14 protein-coding genes are annotated in these 15,605 nt (G+C 66.8%); 8 read left to right on the forward strand and 6 right to left on the reverse strand.

What is annotated here, in order from left to right; genetic code table 11:
* Positions 1-12 precede the first annotated feature (12 nt).
* From ACX9MO_RS05720 to ACX9MO_RS05750, 7 genes are all read left to right on the forward strand, one after another.
* The gene (locus ACX9MO_RS05720; RefSeq protein ID WP_462213843.1) at positions 13-855 is read left to right on the forward strand and encodes an ABC transporter substrate-binding protein; all 843 of its coding nucleotides are present in this window, start codon (positions 13-15) and stop codon (positions 853-855) included.
* Positions 852-1,835: a FecCD family ABC transporter permease gene (locus tag ACX9MO_RS05725; protein ID WP_462213844.1), complete on the forward strand. Its 984-nt coding sequence runs from the start codon at positions 852-854 to the stop codon at positions 1,833-1,835. The genes ACX9MO_RS05720 and ACX9MO_RS05725 overlap by 4 nt, the downstream gene beginning before the upstream one ends.
* Complete coding sequence (locus ACX9MO_RS05730; RefSeq protein WP_462213845.1) at positions 1,832-2,578, forward strand: ABC transporter ATP-binding protein; 747 nt, start codon at positions 1,832-1,834, stop codon at positions 2,576-2,578. Before ACX9MO_RS05725 ends, ACX9MO_RS05730 begins: the two co-directional genes overlap by 4 nt.
* Positions 2,575-3,243 (forward strand): adenosylcobinamide amidohydrolase, encoded by a 669-nt coding sequence (locus tag ACX9MO_RS05735; protein ID WP_462213846.1) that lies wholly within the window; start codon positions 2,575-2,577, stop codon positions 3,241-3,243. The genes ACX9MO_RS05730 and ACX9MO_RS05735 overlap by 4 nt, the downstream gene beginning before the upstream one ends.
* Before the next feature lie 609 nt (positions 3,244-3,852).
* Complete coding sequence (locus tag ACX9MO_RS05740; protein ID WP_462213847.1) at positions 3,853-4,305, forward strand: UDP-N-acetylglucosamine--LPS N-acetylglucosamine transferase; 453 nt, start codon at positions 3,853-3,855, stop codon at positions 4,303-4,305.
* The gene (locus ACX9MO_RS05745; RefSeq protein WP_462213848.1) at positions 4,302-4,790 is read left to right on the forward strand and encodes a glycosyltransferase; all 489 of its coding nucleotides are present in this window, start codon (positions 4,302-4,304) and stop codon (positions 4,788-4,790) included. Before ACX9MO_RS05740 ends, ACX9MO_RS05745 begins: the two co-directional genes overlap by 4 nt.
* A 5-nt stretch (positions 4,791-4,795) precedes the next feature.
* Positions 4,796-6,106, forward strand: a complete 1,311-nt coding sequence (locus ACX9MO_RS05750; protein WP_462213849.1) for an O-antigen ligase family protein — start codon at positions 4,796-4,798, stop codon at positions 6,104-6,106.
* A 76-nt stretch (positions 6,107-6,182) separates the two neighbouring features.
* Here ACX9MO_RS05750 and ACX9MO_RS05755 read toward each other — a convergent pair whose 3' ends face one another.
* The 3 genes from ACX9MO_RS05755 to ACX9MO_RS05765 all read right to left on the reverse strand — a co-directional run bounded on the left by ACX9MO_RS05755 (position 6,183) and on the right by ACX9MO_RS05765 (position 10,280).
* Positions 6,183-7,364 (reverse strand): glycosyltransferase family 4 protein, encoded by a 1,182-nt coding sequence (locus ACX9MO_RS05755; protein WP_462213850.1) that lies wholly within the window; start codon positions 7,362-7,364, stop codon positions 6,183-6,185.
* The gene (locus tag ACX9MO_RS05760) at positions 7,361-8,563 is read right to left on the reverse strand and encodes a polysaccharide biosynthesis/export family protein (protein WP_462213851.1); all 1,203 of its coding nucleotides are present in this window, start codon (positions 8,561-8,563) and stop codon (positions 7,361-7,363) included. Before ACX9MO_RS05760 ends, ACX9MO_RS05755 begins: the two co-directional genes overlap by 4 nt.
* 88 nt (positions 8,564-8,651) lie before the next feature.
* Positions 8,652-10,280 carry a Wzz/FepE/Etk N-terminal domain-containing protein gene (locus ACX9MO_RS05765; RefSeq protein WP_222491308.1) on the reverse strand — a complete coding sequence of 543 codons (1,629 nt, stop codon included), beginning with the start codon at positions 10,278-10,280 and terminating at the stop codon, positions 8,652-8,654.
* A 179-nt stretch (positions 10,281-10,459) separates the two neighbouring features.
* Here ACX9MO_RS05765 and ACX9MO_RS05770 point away from each other — a divergent pair, with 179 nt between their 5' ends.
* Positions 10,460-10,651 carry a hypothetical protein gene (locus ACX9MO_RS05770; protein ID WP_462213852.1) on the forward strand — a complete coding sequence of 64 codons (192 nt, stop codon included), beginning with the start codon at positions 10,460-10,462 and terminating at the stop codon, positions 10,649-10,651.
* On the opposite strand, the gene ACX9MO_RS05775 is transcribed toward ACX9MO_RS05770, so the two are convergent.
* The 3 genes from ACX9MO_RS05775 to ACX9MO_RS05785 form a co-directional block, all read right to left on the reverse strand.
* The gene (locus tag ACX9MO_RS05775) at positions 10,645-11,436 is read right to left on the reverse strand and encodes a sugar transferase (RefSeq protein WP_462213853.1); all 792 of its coding nucleotides are present in this window, start codon (positions 11,434-11,436) and stop codon (positions 10,645-10,647) included. The genes ACX9MO_RS05770 and ACX9MO_RS05775 overlap by 7 nt on opposite strands.
* A gap of 643 nt (positions 11,437-12,079) precedes the next feature.
* Positions 12,080-14,377 (reverse strand): WD40/YVTN/BNR-like repeat-containing protein, encoded by a 2,298-nt coding sequence (locus ACX9MO_RS05780; RefSeq protein ID WP_462213854.1) that lies wholly within the window; start codon positions 14,375-14,377, stop codon positions 12,080-12,082.
* Positions 14,374-15,396 (reverse strand): glycosyltransferase family 2 protein, encoded by a 1,023-nt coding sequence (locus ACX9MO_RS05785; protein WP_222491302.1) that lies wholly within the window; start codon positions 15,394-15,396, stop codon positions 14,374-14,376. The genes ACX9MO_RS05780 and ACX9MO_RS05785 overlap by 4 nt, the downstream gene beginning before the upstream one ends.
* Positions 15,397-15,605 lie beyond the last annotated feature (209 nt).

A 15,605-nucleotide genomic window follows, 5' to 3' on the forward strand; every position in this document is an offset into this window, starting at 1 on the left:
CGGGGATCAGGGATGCGATCCGCCCGGGCGTTTCTGGCCGCCCTCTGCCTCGGCGTCCCGGCCGCAGCGCAGGCGCAAGACGCCGCGCCGCGCCGGGTCGTCTCTATCAACCTCTGCACCGACCAGCTGGCGATGATGCTGGCCGCGCCGGGGCAGCTGCACTCGGTCTCCATGCTGGCGACCGATCCGCGGTCCTCCGCCATGGTGGAGGAGGCGCAGGCCTACGACATCAACCACGCCCTTGCCGAGGAAGTCTGGCTGATGCAGCCCGACCTGGTCCTCGCCGGGCAGTATTCCTCCCTCGCCGCCGTGGCCATGCTGCGCCGTCTCGGCGTCCGCGTCGCCCAGATCGCGCCGGCCAATTCGCTGGAGGAGGTCCGCGACCATATCGCGGAGGTCGGCACGCTGCTGCACCGCGAGGCCAAGGCCGAGGCGCTGACCGCGCAGTTCGATGCCGATCTCGCCGCGCTGCGGGCGCCTGCGGGCGACGCGCGCCCCCGGGCCGCGCTCTATTACGCCAATGGATACACCACCGGCGACCAGACCCTTGCGGGCCAGATCCTCGCCGCCGCCGGTTTCGCAAATGTCGCCGCCGAGGCGGGTTTCCCCCATGGCGGCCCGATGCCGCTGGAACTGCTCGCCATGGCCGAACCCGACGCCCTGATCACATCGCGCGCCTATCCCGGCGGATCGCGGTCGGAGGAAATCCTCGAACATCCCGTGGTGGAACGGTTGCGCGATGCCGTCCCCGGCGCGATCATGTCGGATGCCGACTGGATCTGCGGAACCCCGAAAGTCCTGGGTGCGATGAAGAAACTGACCGACATGCGCGAGCGGATGAGGCCCGCGCAGTGAAAAAAGCCTTTGCCGTCCTGCTGCCGCTGGTTGCCCTGCTGGCACTGGCCTCCCTCGTCATCGGCCCGGCCGAGATCGGGCCGCTGGCCGCGCTCAAGGCGCTTGTGGCCGGTGGCGATGGCCCGCTGCCGCTGGTGATGCGGGAAATCCGCCTGCCCCGGATGCTGCTGGCGATCCTGATCGGTGGCTCGCTCGGCCTCGCCGGGGCCGCGATGCAGGGCTACCTGCGCAACCCGCTGGCCGAGCCGGGGCTGATCGGCATCTCCGGCTCTGCCGCGCTTGGCGCCGTGATCTCGATCCAGACCGGCCTCTCCGCCGCCTTTGCCCTCGCCCTGCCGCTGATGGCACTTGCGGGCGCCGTGGGGGCCGTTCTGCTGCTGGTCCTGCTGGCCGGGCCACGTGGCGGTTCCCTGACGCTGATCCTGGCCGGCATCGCCGTCTCGGCCATGGCCTCGGCGCTGACCTCGCTGGTGCTGAACCTCTCGCCCTCGCCCTATGCCGCCGGGGAGATCGTCTTCTGGATGATGGGCTCGCTCGCCGACCGGTCCATGGTCCATGTCTGGCTGGCCCTGCCCTTCATGGCGCTTGGCGCGCTGCTGTTGGCCCGGACGGGCCGCGGGCTCGACGCACTGACACTGGGCGAGGATGCGGCGGGCGCCATGGGCGTCCAACTGACACGGCTGCGGCTGGCGCTGGTGCTGGGCACCGCCTGCGTCGTGGGCGCGGGTACCGCCGTTGCGGGCGCCATCGGCTTCGTCGGCCTCGTGGTGCCGCACCTGCTGCGGCCCGTTGTGGGCGCGCGGCCCTCGGCCCTGCTCTGGACCTCCGCCGCGGGCGGGGCGGCGCTGCTGCTGGCCGCCGACATCGCGGTGCGCGTGGTGATGCCCGACCGGGACCTGAAGCTCGGCGTGGTGACGGCCCTCGTGGGCGCGCCGCTCTTCCTGCACCTGATCTGGAAGACGAAGGGGGAGCAGGCATGACGCTGCTCTCGCTCTCCGACCTCTCTGTCACCCTGCGCAACCGTCCGGTGCTGGACGGCATCACGCTCTCCGTGGGCGAAGGCGAGTTCGTGGGCCTCATCGGCCCCAACGGTGCGGGCAAGACGACACTGATGCGTGCGGCCCTCGGGCTGGTGCCCTTCGCGGGGCAATCGTCACTGGCCGCCCTCTCCCCCGCCGCGCGGGCGAAACAGGCCGCGTGGATGCCGCAGGCCCGCGAGATCGCCTGGCCCGTATCGGTCGAGACGCTGGTCTCCCTTGGCCGCCTGCCCCACGGCGGCGGCACAGAGGCCGATACCGCCGCCATCGAGGACGCCCTGGCCCAGATGCAGCTCAGCCCCCTGCGGGCCCGGACGGCCACGCGGCTCTCGGGCGGGGAACAGGCCCGCGCCCTGATCGCCCGGGCGCTGGCGCAGGAATGCCCGCTGCTGCTGGCGGACGAGCCGGTCGCGGGACTGGACCCGGCGCACCAGATCGCCACGATGCAGGTCTTCGCCCGCCTCGCCGCCGAGGGGCGCGGGGTGGTGACCTCGCTCCATGACCTTGGCCTTGCCGCGCGGCATTGCACCCGGCTGGTGCTGCTGGCCCACGGTCGCATCCTCGCCGACGGCACGCCCGCCGAGGTGCTGACCCCCGCCCGCATGGCCGAGGCCTTCGGCGTCTCGATCTACCATGCCGAGACCGAGGACGGCCCGGTCTTCCTGCCGATGGGGGTCCTGGGATGAGCGTGACGCTGGACCGGCCCTGGCTGCGCTTCGACCTGGGCCGCGAGATGCAGGTGCTCAGCTGGGCGCCGCACCGTTCCGGCCTTGTCACAGCCGACCGCATCCTCTGGCGCGAGGTCCGCAATTCAGACCTGACGCCGGAGCTGGACGTGACGGCGTGGCTCACCGCGCGGCTGGAGGAGGTCGGCGACAGCAATGCCGTGACCTTCCTCACCTCCCGCGATGTCAGCGCCTACGAGGTCGCCGAGGCCGAGGTGGAGGGCATCCGTGCCACCGCCGTCGCCACCGTCGGCCTGTCCAATGCCGAGCGCGTCGGCCACCGGATGGATTACACGGGCCGCGACTGGGGGACGATCAACGTGGCGCTGCGGCTCTCCTGCGGAATTACGCAGGCCGCGCTGATCGAGGCGCTGTCCATCGCCACACAGGCCCGCACCGCCGCGGTGATCGAGGCCGCGATGCGCCTGCCCACGGGCCGCGCCACGGGCACGGGAACCGATTGCATCGCCGTCGCCGCCCCCGCCGGGGCGGAAGCCTACTGCGGGCTGCACACCGCGGCGGGCGAGGCCGCGGGCCGCGCGGTCTATGACGCGGTGCTCACGGGCACGCTGCAGTGGCTGGAGGATTGGGCGATCCGGATACCCGGGCTGGCCGACCCCGCCTGATCCGATGCGGGGGCCCGCCCCCTGACGCCCCCGCCCCCTGACGCCCTGCCCCCTGACGCCCGTGGCGGTACCGCCTGCCTGCCGCGAGTCGCAATCTGCCTGCGCTTGGCAGCGCTTTCCCGCCATGTCGCGCGGGACGATGGTGGTTTGCCTCCCCCATCCGGCCTTGGCCGAGAAAATGCGATTCACGGATGCTGTCGTTTTGAACGATTGGCCCGCGCTGCGCCGCCGGAATAGGCGTAACCGGGTCCTGCCCGACTTCCCCCTTCGGCCACTGCGAATTCCTTATCCCCCTTCTTTTGTGCGGGTTACGCTGAGGAACGCGACTTTTTGCCCGAAATGATTTCACGATGTATCCGCAGGTTTCTTTCCCTCAGCACGCCCCCCTCGCCGTCACGTGCGCCAGGCACGCCGCGCCCCACCGGGCCGGGAGGCCGACGCCTGTTGCAGCCGCTCGCTCTGGCCTTGCGACAGCCTCCCCGCCGCGGGCCGTGACGGGCGGCGCTGTCCGTCGCCTGATGGCGCACTCCCCCTCGTCGTCAGCCCCGAGCCCGATGGATGCGCCCGAAACGACGCCTGCGCCTGCCCCTTTCGTTCAGGAGATTTGAGATGACGCAACGAGTTCTCGCCATTTGCTCTTCCGGTGGTCACTGGATGCAACTCATGCGGTTGCAGCGCAGCTTCGAAGGTCTGGACGTGGCCTACGCCTGCACGCGCGCGGACTATGAGAAGGACGTTCCGGGCCACCGCTTCTACGTGGTGGGCGAAGTGAACAGCAAATCGCTGCAGCGGATGCCGCGCACGCTCTACACGGTGATGCGGGCGCTTATGAAAGAACGCCCCGATACCATCATCACGACGGGCGCCCTGCCGGGGCTGACCGCGCTGGTGCTGGGCAAGCTCTTCTTCCGCTCCAAGACGATCTGGATCGACTCGATCGCGAACTCCGAACAGATCTCGGTGTCGGGGCGGCACGCGTCCCGGATCGCGGATGTCTTCCTGACTCAATGGCCGCACCTGAGCAGCCCGGACGGGCCGGACTACTGGGGGGCCGTGATATGATCTTCGTAACCGTCGGAACCGTCATGCCCTTCGATCGCCTGATCATCGCGCTCGATGAATGGGCCGCCGCCCATCCCGGGACTGCGGTCTTCGCCCAGATCGGAAGCGGCACCTACCTGCCCAAGTCGATGGAGTGGGACCGCAGCCTCGCGCCGAGCCTTTTCCGCGAGAAGGTCGAAGCGGCCGAGGTGGTCGTCGCCCACGCCGGTATCGGCAGTTACCTGACCTCCGCCGGGGCACGGACGCCGCTGGTGATGATGCCCCGGCGCAAGGCCCTGGGTGAACATACGACGGACCACCAACTCGCCACGGCGAACTGGCTGCGCGGCCGCGACGGGATTTTCGTCGCGGAGGACGAAACGGGGATCGAGCAGGCCATCAGCGAGGCAATGGACAGCGTGGCGGGCCCTGACCAGTTCAGCGATCATGCCCCGGAGGCCTTCGTCAACCGGCTGAACGCCTATATCCGCGGTCGGGAAGCCTGACCGCCATGTCGAGCCAGACCAGCGCCCTCGCCGATCCCCCCGCCATGGGGCAGGCCTCCTCCCGGCCCTTCGTGGCCCGCCACCGCGAAACCATCGGTTGCCTGATACTGGGGGTGGTGCTGTTCCTGGCCTGTGTCGGCTTCAACCCCCTTGCCCTGCCCTCGCCGCGGGACATGCAGGGGGGCGATGCCAGCCGCCAGCTGTCTTACATGACGGTCTTCGTGCTGATCGTCTGGCTTCAGAACCTGCTGAGCTTTCCCAGCCGCCTCGCCCGGGTCCCGACGCCCTACTGGCTTCTCTTCGCGTGGTGCCTGATCAGCCTGAGCTGGTCCCTCGTACCCATGACCGGGCTTCAGCGGCTCGGCCTCACGATCATCATGGTGGTCACCATCTTCCTGTCCACCGATGCGGCAGGCTACCGGCGCACGACCAAGACCTTGCAGATCGTCCTGCTGGGGCTCGTCCTGGCGGACTTTGTCGCCGTGGCCTTGTTCCCGCTCTCGGCGATCCACCAGTACGGCGTCGTCGACCCCAAGCTGATCGGCAACTGGAAGGGCCTGAGCGAGCAGAAGAACCTGGCGGGCGCGATCTGCGCGACGGCCATCCTCTTCTACCTGCTCAGCCCGTTCAAGGTCGGCACCCTGCTGAGGGTCTTCGCGATCGTCGCCGCCGGCGTCTTTCTCTACATGTCGAAGTCGAAAACCTCGATGGGCGTCGGGTCCGCGGCGCTGCTCATCGGGCTTCTCTATCGCTACACACCTCCGCACAACCGGCGCTTGGTGCTGGTGATCGGCCTCCTCGCCGCGGTCGGCCTGTACCAGATCGGCTCCTTCCTCTTCAGCGCCAAGCTCGATGCCTATCTGAATGAACCGGACTCCCTCACCGGGCGCACGCAGATCTGGGCCTTCCTGATCGAATACGCGATGGCGCATCCGCTGACGGGCGCAGGCAGCGGATCGTTCTGGACCTACAACGATGCCAGCCCGATCCATCAGCTTGCGGACAACTGGGTCGAAGTCTCGCCCAACGGACACAACGGATACCTGGACACCCTCGTTGCCATCGGCTTTCCGGGGCTGGCCCTGGCCATCGCGGCGGTGTTCCTCATTCCGATCGGGCAATTGATCCTGACCCGGGGCATCGCATCGCGCGACGGCGCACTGCCGCTCGCGCTCCTGTTCTTTGGCCTGATGCACAACCTGTCAGAGAGCACGATGATGAACCGCGACGCCGAGGTCTGGCTGTTCACGCTGATCGGCGGGGCGCTGACCCAGCAACTCGTGGACAAGGCGCGGCGTCAGGCGACACCCGGCTGACACCGTCCTCCCGCCGCTGCGGGAGCATCAGAATTCCTGATCTTGGTGGTTGGAAACCGCGCTGCGCCGACAGGCCTCAGCCCGTCCGCCCCACGATGGAGCAGAAGTACTCGGCATAGTCGCTTTGCATCTGCTCATCGGTCCGAACGTCTTGCGCGAGAGCCTGGGCCGTCTTCGACACCCGCGCGCGGTGCACGTCATCGAAGAGCGCCAGCGTGATCGCGTCGGCAATGGATTGCGGGTCCTCGGGATCACAGATCGTCGCGCCGAGCCCGCCATCGGCCCCGATCACGCTTTCGACCTGTGTCGGGACGTCACTGATGATGATCGGGCGTCCGGCCGACACCGCCTCGAGCAGGGCAAGGCTCTGCCCTTCGTAGAGGCTGACCTGCATGAAGGCGTCGCAGGTGCCCATCAGATCATGCAGGTCGGGCCGATCCAGAAGGCCGACTAGAAACACCCGGTCAGACAGGCCGAGCTCCGCGATGAGCGCTTCGACATCGGGACGCAGAGGCCCCGTCCCCGCCATGACGAGCTGGACGCCCGGCACCTTCGAGACCGCCTTGATCGCGGCAAGCGGGTTCTTCTGCGGCGCGAAGCGCCCGGCCATCACGATGAAGGGCAGATCGGGGTTCAGCTGGTATTTCTCGACGATGTCGGCCCGGTCACAGGACGCCCGGACCGGCACGACCCCATTTGCCACCACCTGAAGGTGCTTCAGGTAGCTTTCGGGATAATTGCCGAAGGACCGGGCCACCGCCTCGGAGACGCAGATCACGGAGTCATAGGCCCCGAGGCTTCCCAGCCAGCGATCGAGCATGGCAATGGGGCGGCTGTGGGTCTCCAGCGGGCTGTGATGGGTGGCAATCGCCTTCGAGCCCGTCAGAAGCGCCGCCGTACCGGCCATGACATTGCTGAGCGGCATGGCCCCCAGAACGACATCCGGCTTCTCCCGCCGCACCTTCGACAGGAACCGCCAGAAGGCCCGCCCGTAGCCGGTTGCCCCGAGGGTGTCGACCTCGACCATGATCTCGTCGAACCGGCGCGGATCGGGGCGCGGAGACCGGTAGAGCGCCGCTGTCTGCGCATCCCAGCCACGGGCCCGCATGACCCGTGCCAGCATATCGAGATAGACGGAAACACCGCCCTCCGAGGCATGGCTGCTGGAGAGCAGGATGCGCCTCACGGCCTCGCTCTGCGCGCCGGTCGCCCCATGGCCGACCGCGCCACCCGTTCCATTGGCCCGGATATCCGTCATTGGCTCGGGACTGTCGGCAGCGGAAGCGCCGTCCTCACCGTGATGATATCTCCGGGGCGGATGGCCGTCGTGGCCTCCACGGCCATTTCGCGGCTCTCGGCCCCGTCCTGACGCACGAGCGTGAAGAGACGTTCGCTCTCCGATTCGAGGGTCGCGCTATTCTGGTCGATCCCGGCCAGGGTTGCCTCCATGTAGAGCTGGCGGGCCTCCTGAAGCTGCGTTTCGAGATCGTCCAGCGTGCCGCGCACCGTTTGCAGGTCCACAAGCGCCTCGGCCTTGAAGTCGTGCCGCACACGCTCTTCCTCCTCGTCCAGCTTGCGCAGTTGCTGCCGGGTGTCGAGGAGCTGGACTTCCAGTTCCTTGCGTTCGCGGCGCACCGTCGAGGCCTGCGACTGCATGTTGTAGAGTTCGCTGGTCGAGGTCAGTTTCTTGGTCACCAGCGCACTGGTCGACTCCATCTGCTTCAGGGTCGCTTCCAATTCGATGGCACGTTCGCCGATCTGGGCCTCGATCAGTTGCAGCCGGCCACTCAGCGCCATGCGCTCTGCGCTGATCGCGCTCAGCGAAAGGGCCAACCGCTCGGCCCGGTCCGCCATGACCTGCCGCTCTTCCTCGATGATCGGCTGGGCCGCAGGGCTGTTTGCCGCGACCGGCGGTACCTCGAAGGCCGTGGCCCCGTCCAGCTCCGCTTCAAGGCGCGCGCGACGGACCGACTGGCGCAGGATCTGTCCGACAACGATCTCGCGGTCGGCCACCGCCTGGATCGCGTCACGTTCCGCGCGCTGCCAATCGCTGGTCTTCTTGCGATAGTACCCTCCGGCCAGCGACACGGCGTTCAGCACGACGGCCCCGGGCCGATAGGGATAGGCGCCCGGACGTTCCACGTCCCCGAGGATGTAGAATGGGCGATATTCCGTCACCGCAATTGCCGCCTCCGGAGCCTCGGACAGGCGGGCGCGCTGCTTGAGGGACTCGGAGATACGCCGCCCGAGTTCATCCGTGCTCACACCGGCGGCCTGGATCGACCCGACGAGGGGCAGGGAAATCTGCCCGTCGGCCCCGATGCTGAACTCCCCGGAAAGCTCCGGCCACTGGTAGATCTTGACCGTGAGCTGATCCTCGACGCCCAGCAGGATCTCCTCCTGCCCCTGGGCCGAAGCCACGCCTGGCGTGAGGAGAACCGCACTCAGGACGGCCATCAAGGCTCCACGCATCGAATTCATCATGTCATTGCTCCTTCCGGGCAGGCCGCAAGCGACGCACGCTGCAGGAAAATCACGTTGCGGCTCATTCCGCCGCCCCGACATGCCCGCTCCGCTTGAAGTTGGGCAGTTGCGTGATGACCGGTTCGCCGGTGCGCGCGGCCTCACCGCCCGCGAGGCGGGGGGCCACCAACAGAACACCACGCGGACGACGTCCCCGTGCCGAGAGGCTGTCTGCCGGCGTCACCTCGACCAGGGCGCGGGTGGCGCGGTTGGACAGCAGGTCCTCGATCTCGGGGTCATTCCCGGCCAGCATCACCCCCGACAGGGCCGCATGCCGGTCGCGCAGCTTGGTGATCATGCGCTTGCTCGCCTGCAGATCACGCGCGTCCGAGCGCACCACGAGCACGGTGGACGTCGCTTCGGGCGACATCAGCATGACGTCGGGCAGAGGCTCCATCGGAGGCGCCAGCACGACGACGTTGTCGAAGCCCTTGGCGAGATCGGTGAACAGGCGCTCGAACAGGTCGCGCGTCATCACACGGGCCGCGTCCTGTCGCCGCTGCCCAGAGGGCAGCACGAGCAGCCCCCCCTTGCGCTTGGTTTCGGGCAGCTGGAGCCCGCCCAGCAGCCATTCCGAGACGCCCTTGGCGCCCGGTTCCAACTCGAACTGCTCGCTGAGGCCCTTGCCCCGCAGGTCGGCATCCACGAGGCAGACCGGCTTGCCGAGCGCTTCGAAACCCTGTGCAAGGCCGTGCGCGACGACGGCAGCCCCCTCGCCCGGCAGCGCCGAGGACACGATGAAGACGCGCTTTTCACCGACGTGATCTTCATGGAGCATCCGCGCCACGGAGCGGCAGCGCTCGTCGAAGAAGGTCCGGTAGCGACCGGCCTTGGGCGCCATGACCTTGGCCAGATTGACGGGCAGCGCCGCGAGGCCGCCAAGCCCGAGTTCTTCCGAAACCGCTTCCAGCCGCCGGTCCCGGCGGAGGTAGTGATCGCGCGACAGGGCCGCGAGCGCCCCGGCAACCAACGCGATCAGCACGCCGAGGCCAAGGACCATCTTGGCGGACCCGGGCTTCGATGCAGCCGGCGTGCGCGCGGGTGCGAGCAGGCGGGCAGCGGTGGCGTCGTAGGGATCGATGCGGCGTTCGGACCGGTTGGAAATATACGCGATTGCATGGGCATTCGCGATCTCGCGGGACAGCGCCGGGTCCTTGGAGGTGAAATCGATCTCGGCCAGCGCCGAGCGCCCGTCATTGCTGACCTTCAGGCCGCCGTAATATTCCTTCAACACGCGGTCGCGCATTTCCTCGGGCGTCTCCGCCTCCGCGACGCCCAGATCGATCGGCAGGACCGACGCCAGCAACGTCTTCACACGGGTCGAGAGCGGCACGCCCTGCGGCGCGAATTCGGGCTCTGCGGCCAGGTCGAGGGTGTCGATGACCGCCAGGGCGATGGGATCGCTCTTGAGCACCTCGACCTCGGTCTGGAGGGAGATCGGGTCATTGTAGACCTGCACCGCGGACCGGTTGCCCGGGTCCAGCCCCGGCATGTGGGCAATGTGCACCTTCGACTGCGCCGTGTATTCGTCTTCCAACTGGGAGACATAGACGACGGGCAGAACGATCATCGCCGCGAATACACCGACGGCGACCCACTTGCGACGCCAGATCGAGGAGATCACATCATAAAGAGCATCTTTTTCCTGCATGGGCTTCCGATCGATTTCTGGTGTTAGAGACTTTGAAAAAAAGGAGTTCTGTGGCGGTGTCGGTCACGTCTGCCCGCGGGCGCGACGGGGCGGTAGTTGTTGACGAGAGAACTCTTGGCGCCTTAGGTTGAACAAGGTCCGAGTGATTTTTGTGCAATCCGATAGTTGACAGGCGGTAGATGACGGAAGAAACCGACACTTCTGTTGAGTATTCGGCAGGCAAGCCAGCCTCACAACGCTCGGGCCCGGCAGGCAACGAGCGTGGCGAAAACCACCGTGCCGTCCTGTTCTTCAAGAACCTCCTGGTCTGGGGGTCCTGTGCCATCATGATCGGCCTGACGGTCCGGTTCTTGATCTACCTGCTTCAGTAACCGCCACCGCCGATGAACTCGACGCGCAGTGTCGCGACGAAGATCTTGAGGTTCAGCAGTGCGCTGCGCTCCGCGATATATTGCAGATCGTATTCCAGACGCATCCGGGCGGTGTATTCGCTGTTCGTCTCGCCGCGGAACCCCTTGATCTGCGCCAGCCCGGTCAGGCCGGGGCGTACCTTGCAGCGGTCCATGTAACGCTCGTCGAAGCTCTCGTACGTCACGCCGTTGGCAATCATGCCCGGAACATGGGGACGCGGCCCGACGACAGCCATGTCACCGCGCAGGATGTTGAGCAGCTGAGGCAGTTCATCAAGGCTCGACTTGCGCAGGAACTTCCCGATCCAGGTCACGCGTGGGTCGTCGCGCACGGTTTGCTGGCGCCCGCTGGCATCCCCCTGGTCGACCTTCATGGTCCGAAACTTGTAGATCCGGAAAATCTCGCCGTTCAGACCGTACCGGTCCTGCCGGAAGAACACCGGGCCGCGCGAGGAGAGCTTGATGGCCAGGGCCGCGACGATGAAGAACGGCAACAGAAGGAAGAGCGCGGCAGAGGCGATGACGATGTCCTGCAGGCGCATGAGCCACTCGTCGTGGCGGTCGCCGGGAAACTGGTCGTAGGCGTGCCCGGTGTAACGGCGCAAGATGACGCGAGGCAGTGTATGCATCTCGTCGACACTGGGCACATCGGAGCGAATTGCGGAGCGACCCTTGACGGCGTCACCCCAGGTCAGAGGCTTTGACACCAAAGGAAAAATTTCTTGTCTCATTGCATAGTCATTCATTGAGAAATCCCCATGAAAATGCAGTCGATGAAAGTTGGCAGCTTGGGCGCGACGAAATTCAGCCGCATTCTTGTCTTAATCAAAACTTAATCTCTGCAGTGCGGCAAGATCGGCAGCCGTATACAGCAGGCAGGACGCCGGAAATCTCGGGAAAGCGCCGGAATTGCGCGGTTTCAAGGCATCTACACTGCACAGTGAAACACAATGCCAGCGCCTCGCACAACCAAGAGGTGATTTCAGCCGGTGAATAACCGCAAAAAATGAACCCGCCTCGCGAAAAGGCGAATCGAAAGCCCACAATTCATGCGATTTGGTGCCTCCTCCGGCGCGCACGATCAGGCAGATCGCTCATCCGGCACCGTGGTCCTCCCCCGACCGGCCTCCCTCCTTTGCCCGCAGGACCTGCATAGACATGGCGCATTGTGTTCATGGGAGCCCTCGGGCACTCACGCCACGCTGCCGTCTGAAAGCTGTGGACGGTATCCCCCCTCCACGGCCCCGCGACCGATAAACCTGACCTAGAGCAGCCGGAAATTGCGCGCCAGGCAAGCAACAAAACAATCAAACATGGCAGGCGCCTTGGAACTTTATGACAAAAGGCGGCGAATTGAGCACAATAACAGAACAACGCCCGAAATATCTATTATTGACCCTCAACCTCGAAACAATAGGACGTGTCGCCTTGCTCGAAGGCGCCAGAGGAACAGGCCTCGGGTCGGCCATAGACCCATCCTGACCCCCGGTAGGCAATATAGACAAGGCCGAATTCATCCGTCGGGTCCGCAGCGAGCGCGGTGACCTGATCGAGCCGCCCGAGGGGAAAATCGACCAGCCTGTGCCAAGTCGCGCCCTCGTCGACCGAGCGCCAGATGCCAAAGACACCCTCGACCCGGCCCGAGATGTAGATCGACGGGAACTCCGCGCCCTCCGCGGCGACGCCGAAGGCAATGTCGTCGACCTGGGAAATCCGCGGCAGGCGCTCCCAATGTGCGCCCCCGTCCGTGGACCGGAACAGCCCCGGATCGTCATGGGCCGTGCCCGGCGTGGCGTAGAGCATGCCGGCGTGCCCCGGAACACTGCGGAGCTTGGCGCTTTGGCCACTGTCTCCGGCCACCGGGCCCCGATGAACCTGCTGCCAGTTCTGGCCGTAGTCCTCGGACCGCCAGAGCCCTGCGAGCGGCCCGTTCTCGGCCCCGCCATCATGAAGGATATAGAACGTGCCCGGCTGGGTCCGATCCGCCGTGACGACCTTGCGGTTCAGATAGAAGGCCTGATGCGCACCGGTGTTGGGCAGGACCTCGCCCTCGAAGACGACCCGGGCCCAGGTTTTCCCCCGGTCGCGGGTGTAGAACGGGGCCCGGCCAAAGCTCGGCATCCAGACGATGGTGTTCACGTCATCCGAAGCCACCGCGATACTGCCGAAGGACATGCGGAAGGGATCGTCGGCGGATTGCCCCGGAGGCGTCGGCAGGGTCGCAAACTTCTGCCAGGTCCGCCCGCCGTCTTCGCTGTAGCCCGCCAGGACCGCGTCCCCGTCATAGTCGCAGCATCTCAGCGTGTCGGAGGCATTCGTGACGATGAAGGAGGGTGTTCCGGCGCTCCAGTCCAGTTGCTGCGCGGCGATCAGAACCCGCTCCCGCGGACCATAGCCCGTCGAGAAACTGTCGAGGTCCTCGCGGCGGTGAATGCCGAAGTCCCAGGCCGCGAAGAGCGGCGCCTGACCGGCCGGGTGGATCACGTCGTTCGCGACCAGCTCCTCGATCCCGCGGGATTGGCTCTCGAGGCGGATCTCGCCACCGATGACGCGGCCGGAGAAGACGCCGACCCCTGTCGGCAGCCACAGGAGGTCCGGGTCCAGCGGATCGGTCATGACGGACCCGACCGAGAAATAGCTGCGATCCGATACCCGCAACCAGGGCGGCTCCTTCGGCGGGATCACGACATCGCGCCCGAGAGGGGCCCAACTGCGCCCGTCGTCCCGCGTGACCATCATCGTGCCGCCGATGCCGGAGACGATGAAGTGCCCCGGCGTTCCCAGCATGGCAATGCCCGCGAAGGCACGCCGCGGCGACAGCCCCGCACGATCGGCAAGGTTCGCCCATGTGCCGTCCCTCAGCCGCCAGATGCCGGGACGTCCGTCGATGCCATCGCCGACAGCATAGAAGTCATTCCCCCGAAACGCGGCACGCCGGATGCGATAGGGCGCGGTGTCCCCCACCGTGTCGACCTTGGCGAAGGTCATCCCGCCGTCCGTGGAGCCATAGAGGCCGCCGCCGGGCGGATAGGCCCAGACCTGCGCCGGTCCCGGCGTCCAGATCGGGATCCCGGGCAGGCCTGCTTCGGGCGCGTCGGCGGGCGGCGCGGAGGCCGGTATGTCCGGGACATGCTCCCAAGTGTCGCCGCCGTTGATCGTCCGCCAGACACCCTGCTGCGGAGACCCGAAGAACGCGCGATCGGGGTCGTCGGGCAGGACCGCAAGCGCGGGCCCGGAATGACGGAAGGCATCGTTCGGATCGAACTCCAGCTCTCCCGCGGCCGGGGGTGCCGCGACGGCCCAGCTCCGGCCCGCATCCCGAGAGGTGAAGAGCCGGTCACGTGCGGCCATGTAGAGCCGATCCGGGTCCGTCGGCGCGACGGTCAGGGCATAGACGCCCTCGACCATGCCGTTCTGGTCCCGGAACGCGTCCGGCATGGCATCACTGGTGACGATCTGCACCCATCGGTCCGCATCGTCCTCCCAGCGGTACGCCCCGTAGACGTCGGCGCGAATGACCCGGGTCTCCCCGGTCCTGTCGGTGGAATAGCCGGTGATGAACCCGCCCGCGCCGATGGCGACCTCTTTCCAGGCGTAGGTCTCGGCGTGGGCGGCCGGCACGGTGGACAGCAGGCACACCGAAGCAACGGCGCGAAGCGCACTGGCTGCGGATGTCACAAAGGTCATGTCGCGGTCGCAGAGAAGGTCTCGGGGTCCTGGAGGACCGTGCAGTTGAGCGGGGTCTCGGCGGGCACACGGTGCCGGAAGAAGCCCGAGATCAACCCGATTGCCGTGACGTTCCACGACACCAGCGAATACATCCCCAAGTTCAGGGACCCGCGCCGCCAGCTGAGCGCCGCCAGCGGCACCCCGACGAGCGCGAGGAACGCAAGCACCCCGGCCGTCCACGACCAGGGCCCCAGCAGCGCGACGAGCAGCAGGCACCACCAGACCACCACGATCGCGGCATTCCGGATATGGGTGCAAGCGCCCAGCACCTGTGGCAGGTGCGATCGGCCGACGGCCCCGCGAAGCACCTCGCCCACCGCACCGGCATAGCCGCTGCGCATCCTCCGCAGAAGGAGGTGATAGCCGTTCTGCTGGTGGCCGTAGTGATCCACGGCGTGACGGTCGATACGTGCGAGCGACCAGCCACCGGCGCGCAGCCGCGCGCCCAGTTCCATCTCCTCGAAGGCATGCAGGTTCCGATCCGCCAGGTATCCGACGGAACGGACCGCCTCGGCGCGATAGAGCCCGCCGCAATCGAGATGATCCACCGGGCCGGAGCGCCAGTTCCGTCCGGCCATGGCCATCGCCCGGATCTTGAAGCCGTGCCCCTCGGTGTTCACCTCGGTCACCTGCCCCCCGACGCCCGCCAGCTCGGGCGTGGCATCCAGCAGCGGAATGGCCTCGTCCAGGAAGCCCGGGTCCAGCACCATGTCCCCGTCGAGCAGGTAGAAATACTCGCCCAGCGCATTCTGGAAGGCGAGTTGCGCGCCCGCCCCGCAGGAGCGATCCTGAAAATTCGTCAGCTGAACGATCCGGACCGGGTAGCGGTTGGCGATTTCCACCGTGCCGTCGGTCGACCCGCTATCGGCAAGGACAACTTCGCCGCCCCAGGGCGCCGCCGCGGCCAGCGCGCTCTGCAGGACCTTCTCGATATGTTCGCTCTCGTTGAGAGCCTTGATGCCAATGGTCAATTTCATCTCTAGCAATCCATCCAGAGTGGTCGAACAAGCATTTTTAGTAATCGGTCATAGTATTGCCCGCATCGTATGAGCGGCCCGCTCGGCCTGCCAAGGGCCGGCCCGGCAAACCTTCTGACGTTCCGTTCACAAAAACGAAGACACCGCAGCCAATGGCTGCGGTGCGTGATTTTCCGGCAGTTTGCGATACCGGGCCGGGAGCCACCGTG

The organism is Pseudooceanicola profundus, from assembly GCF_054919315.1.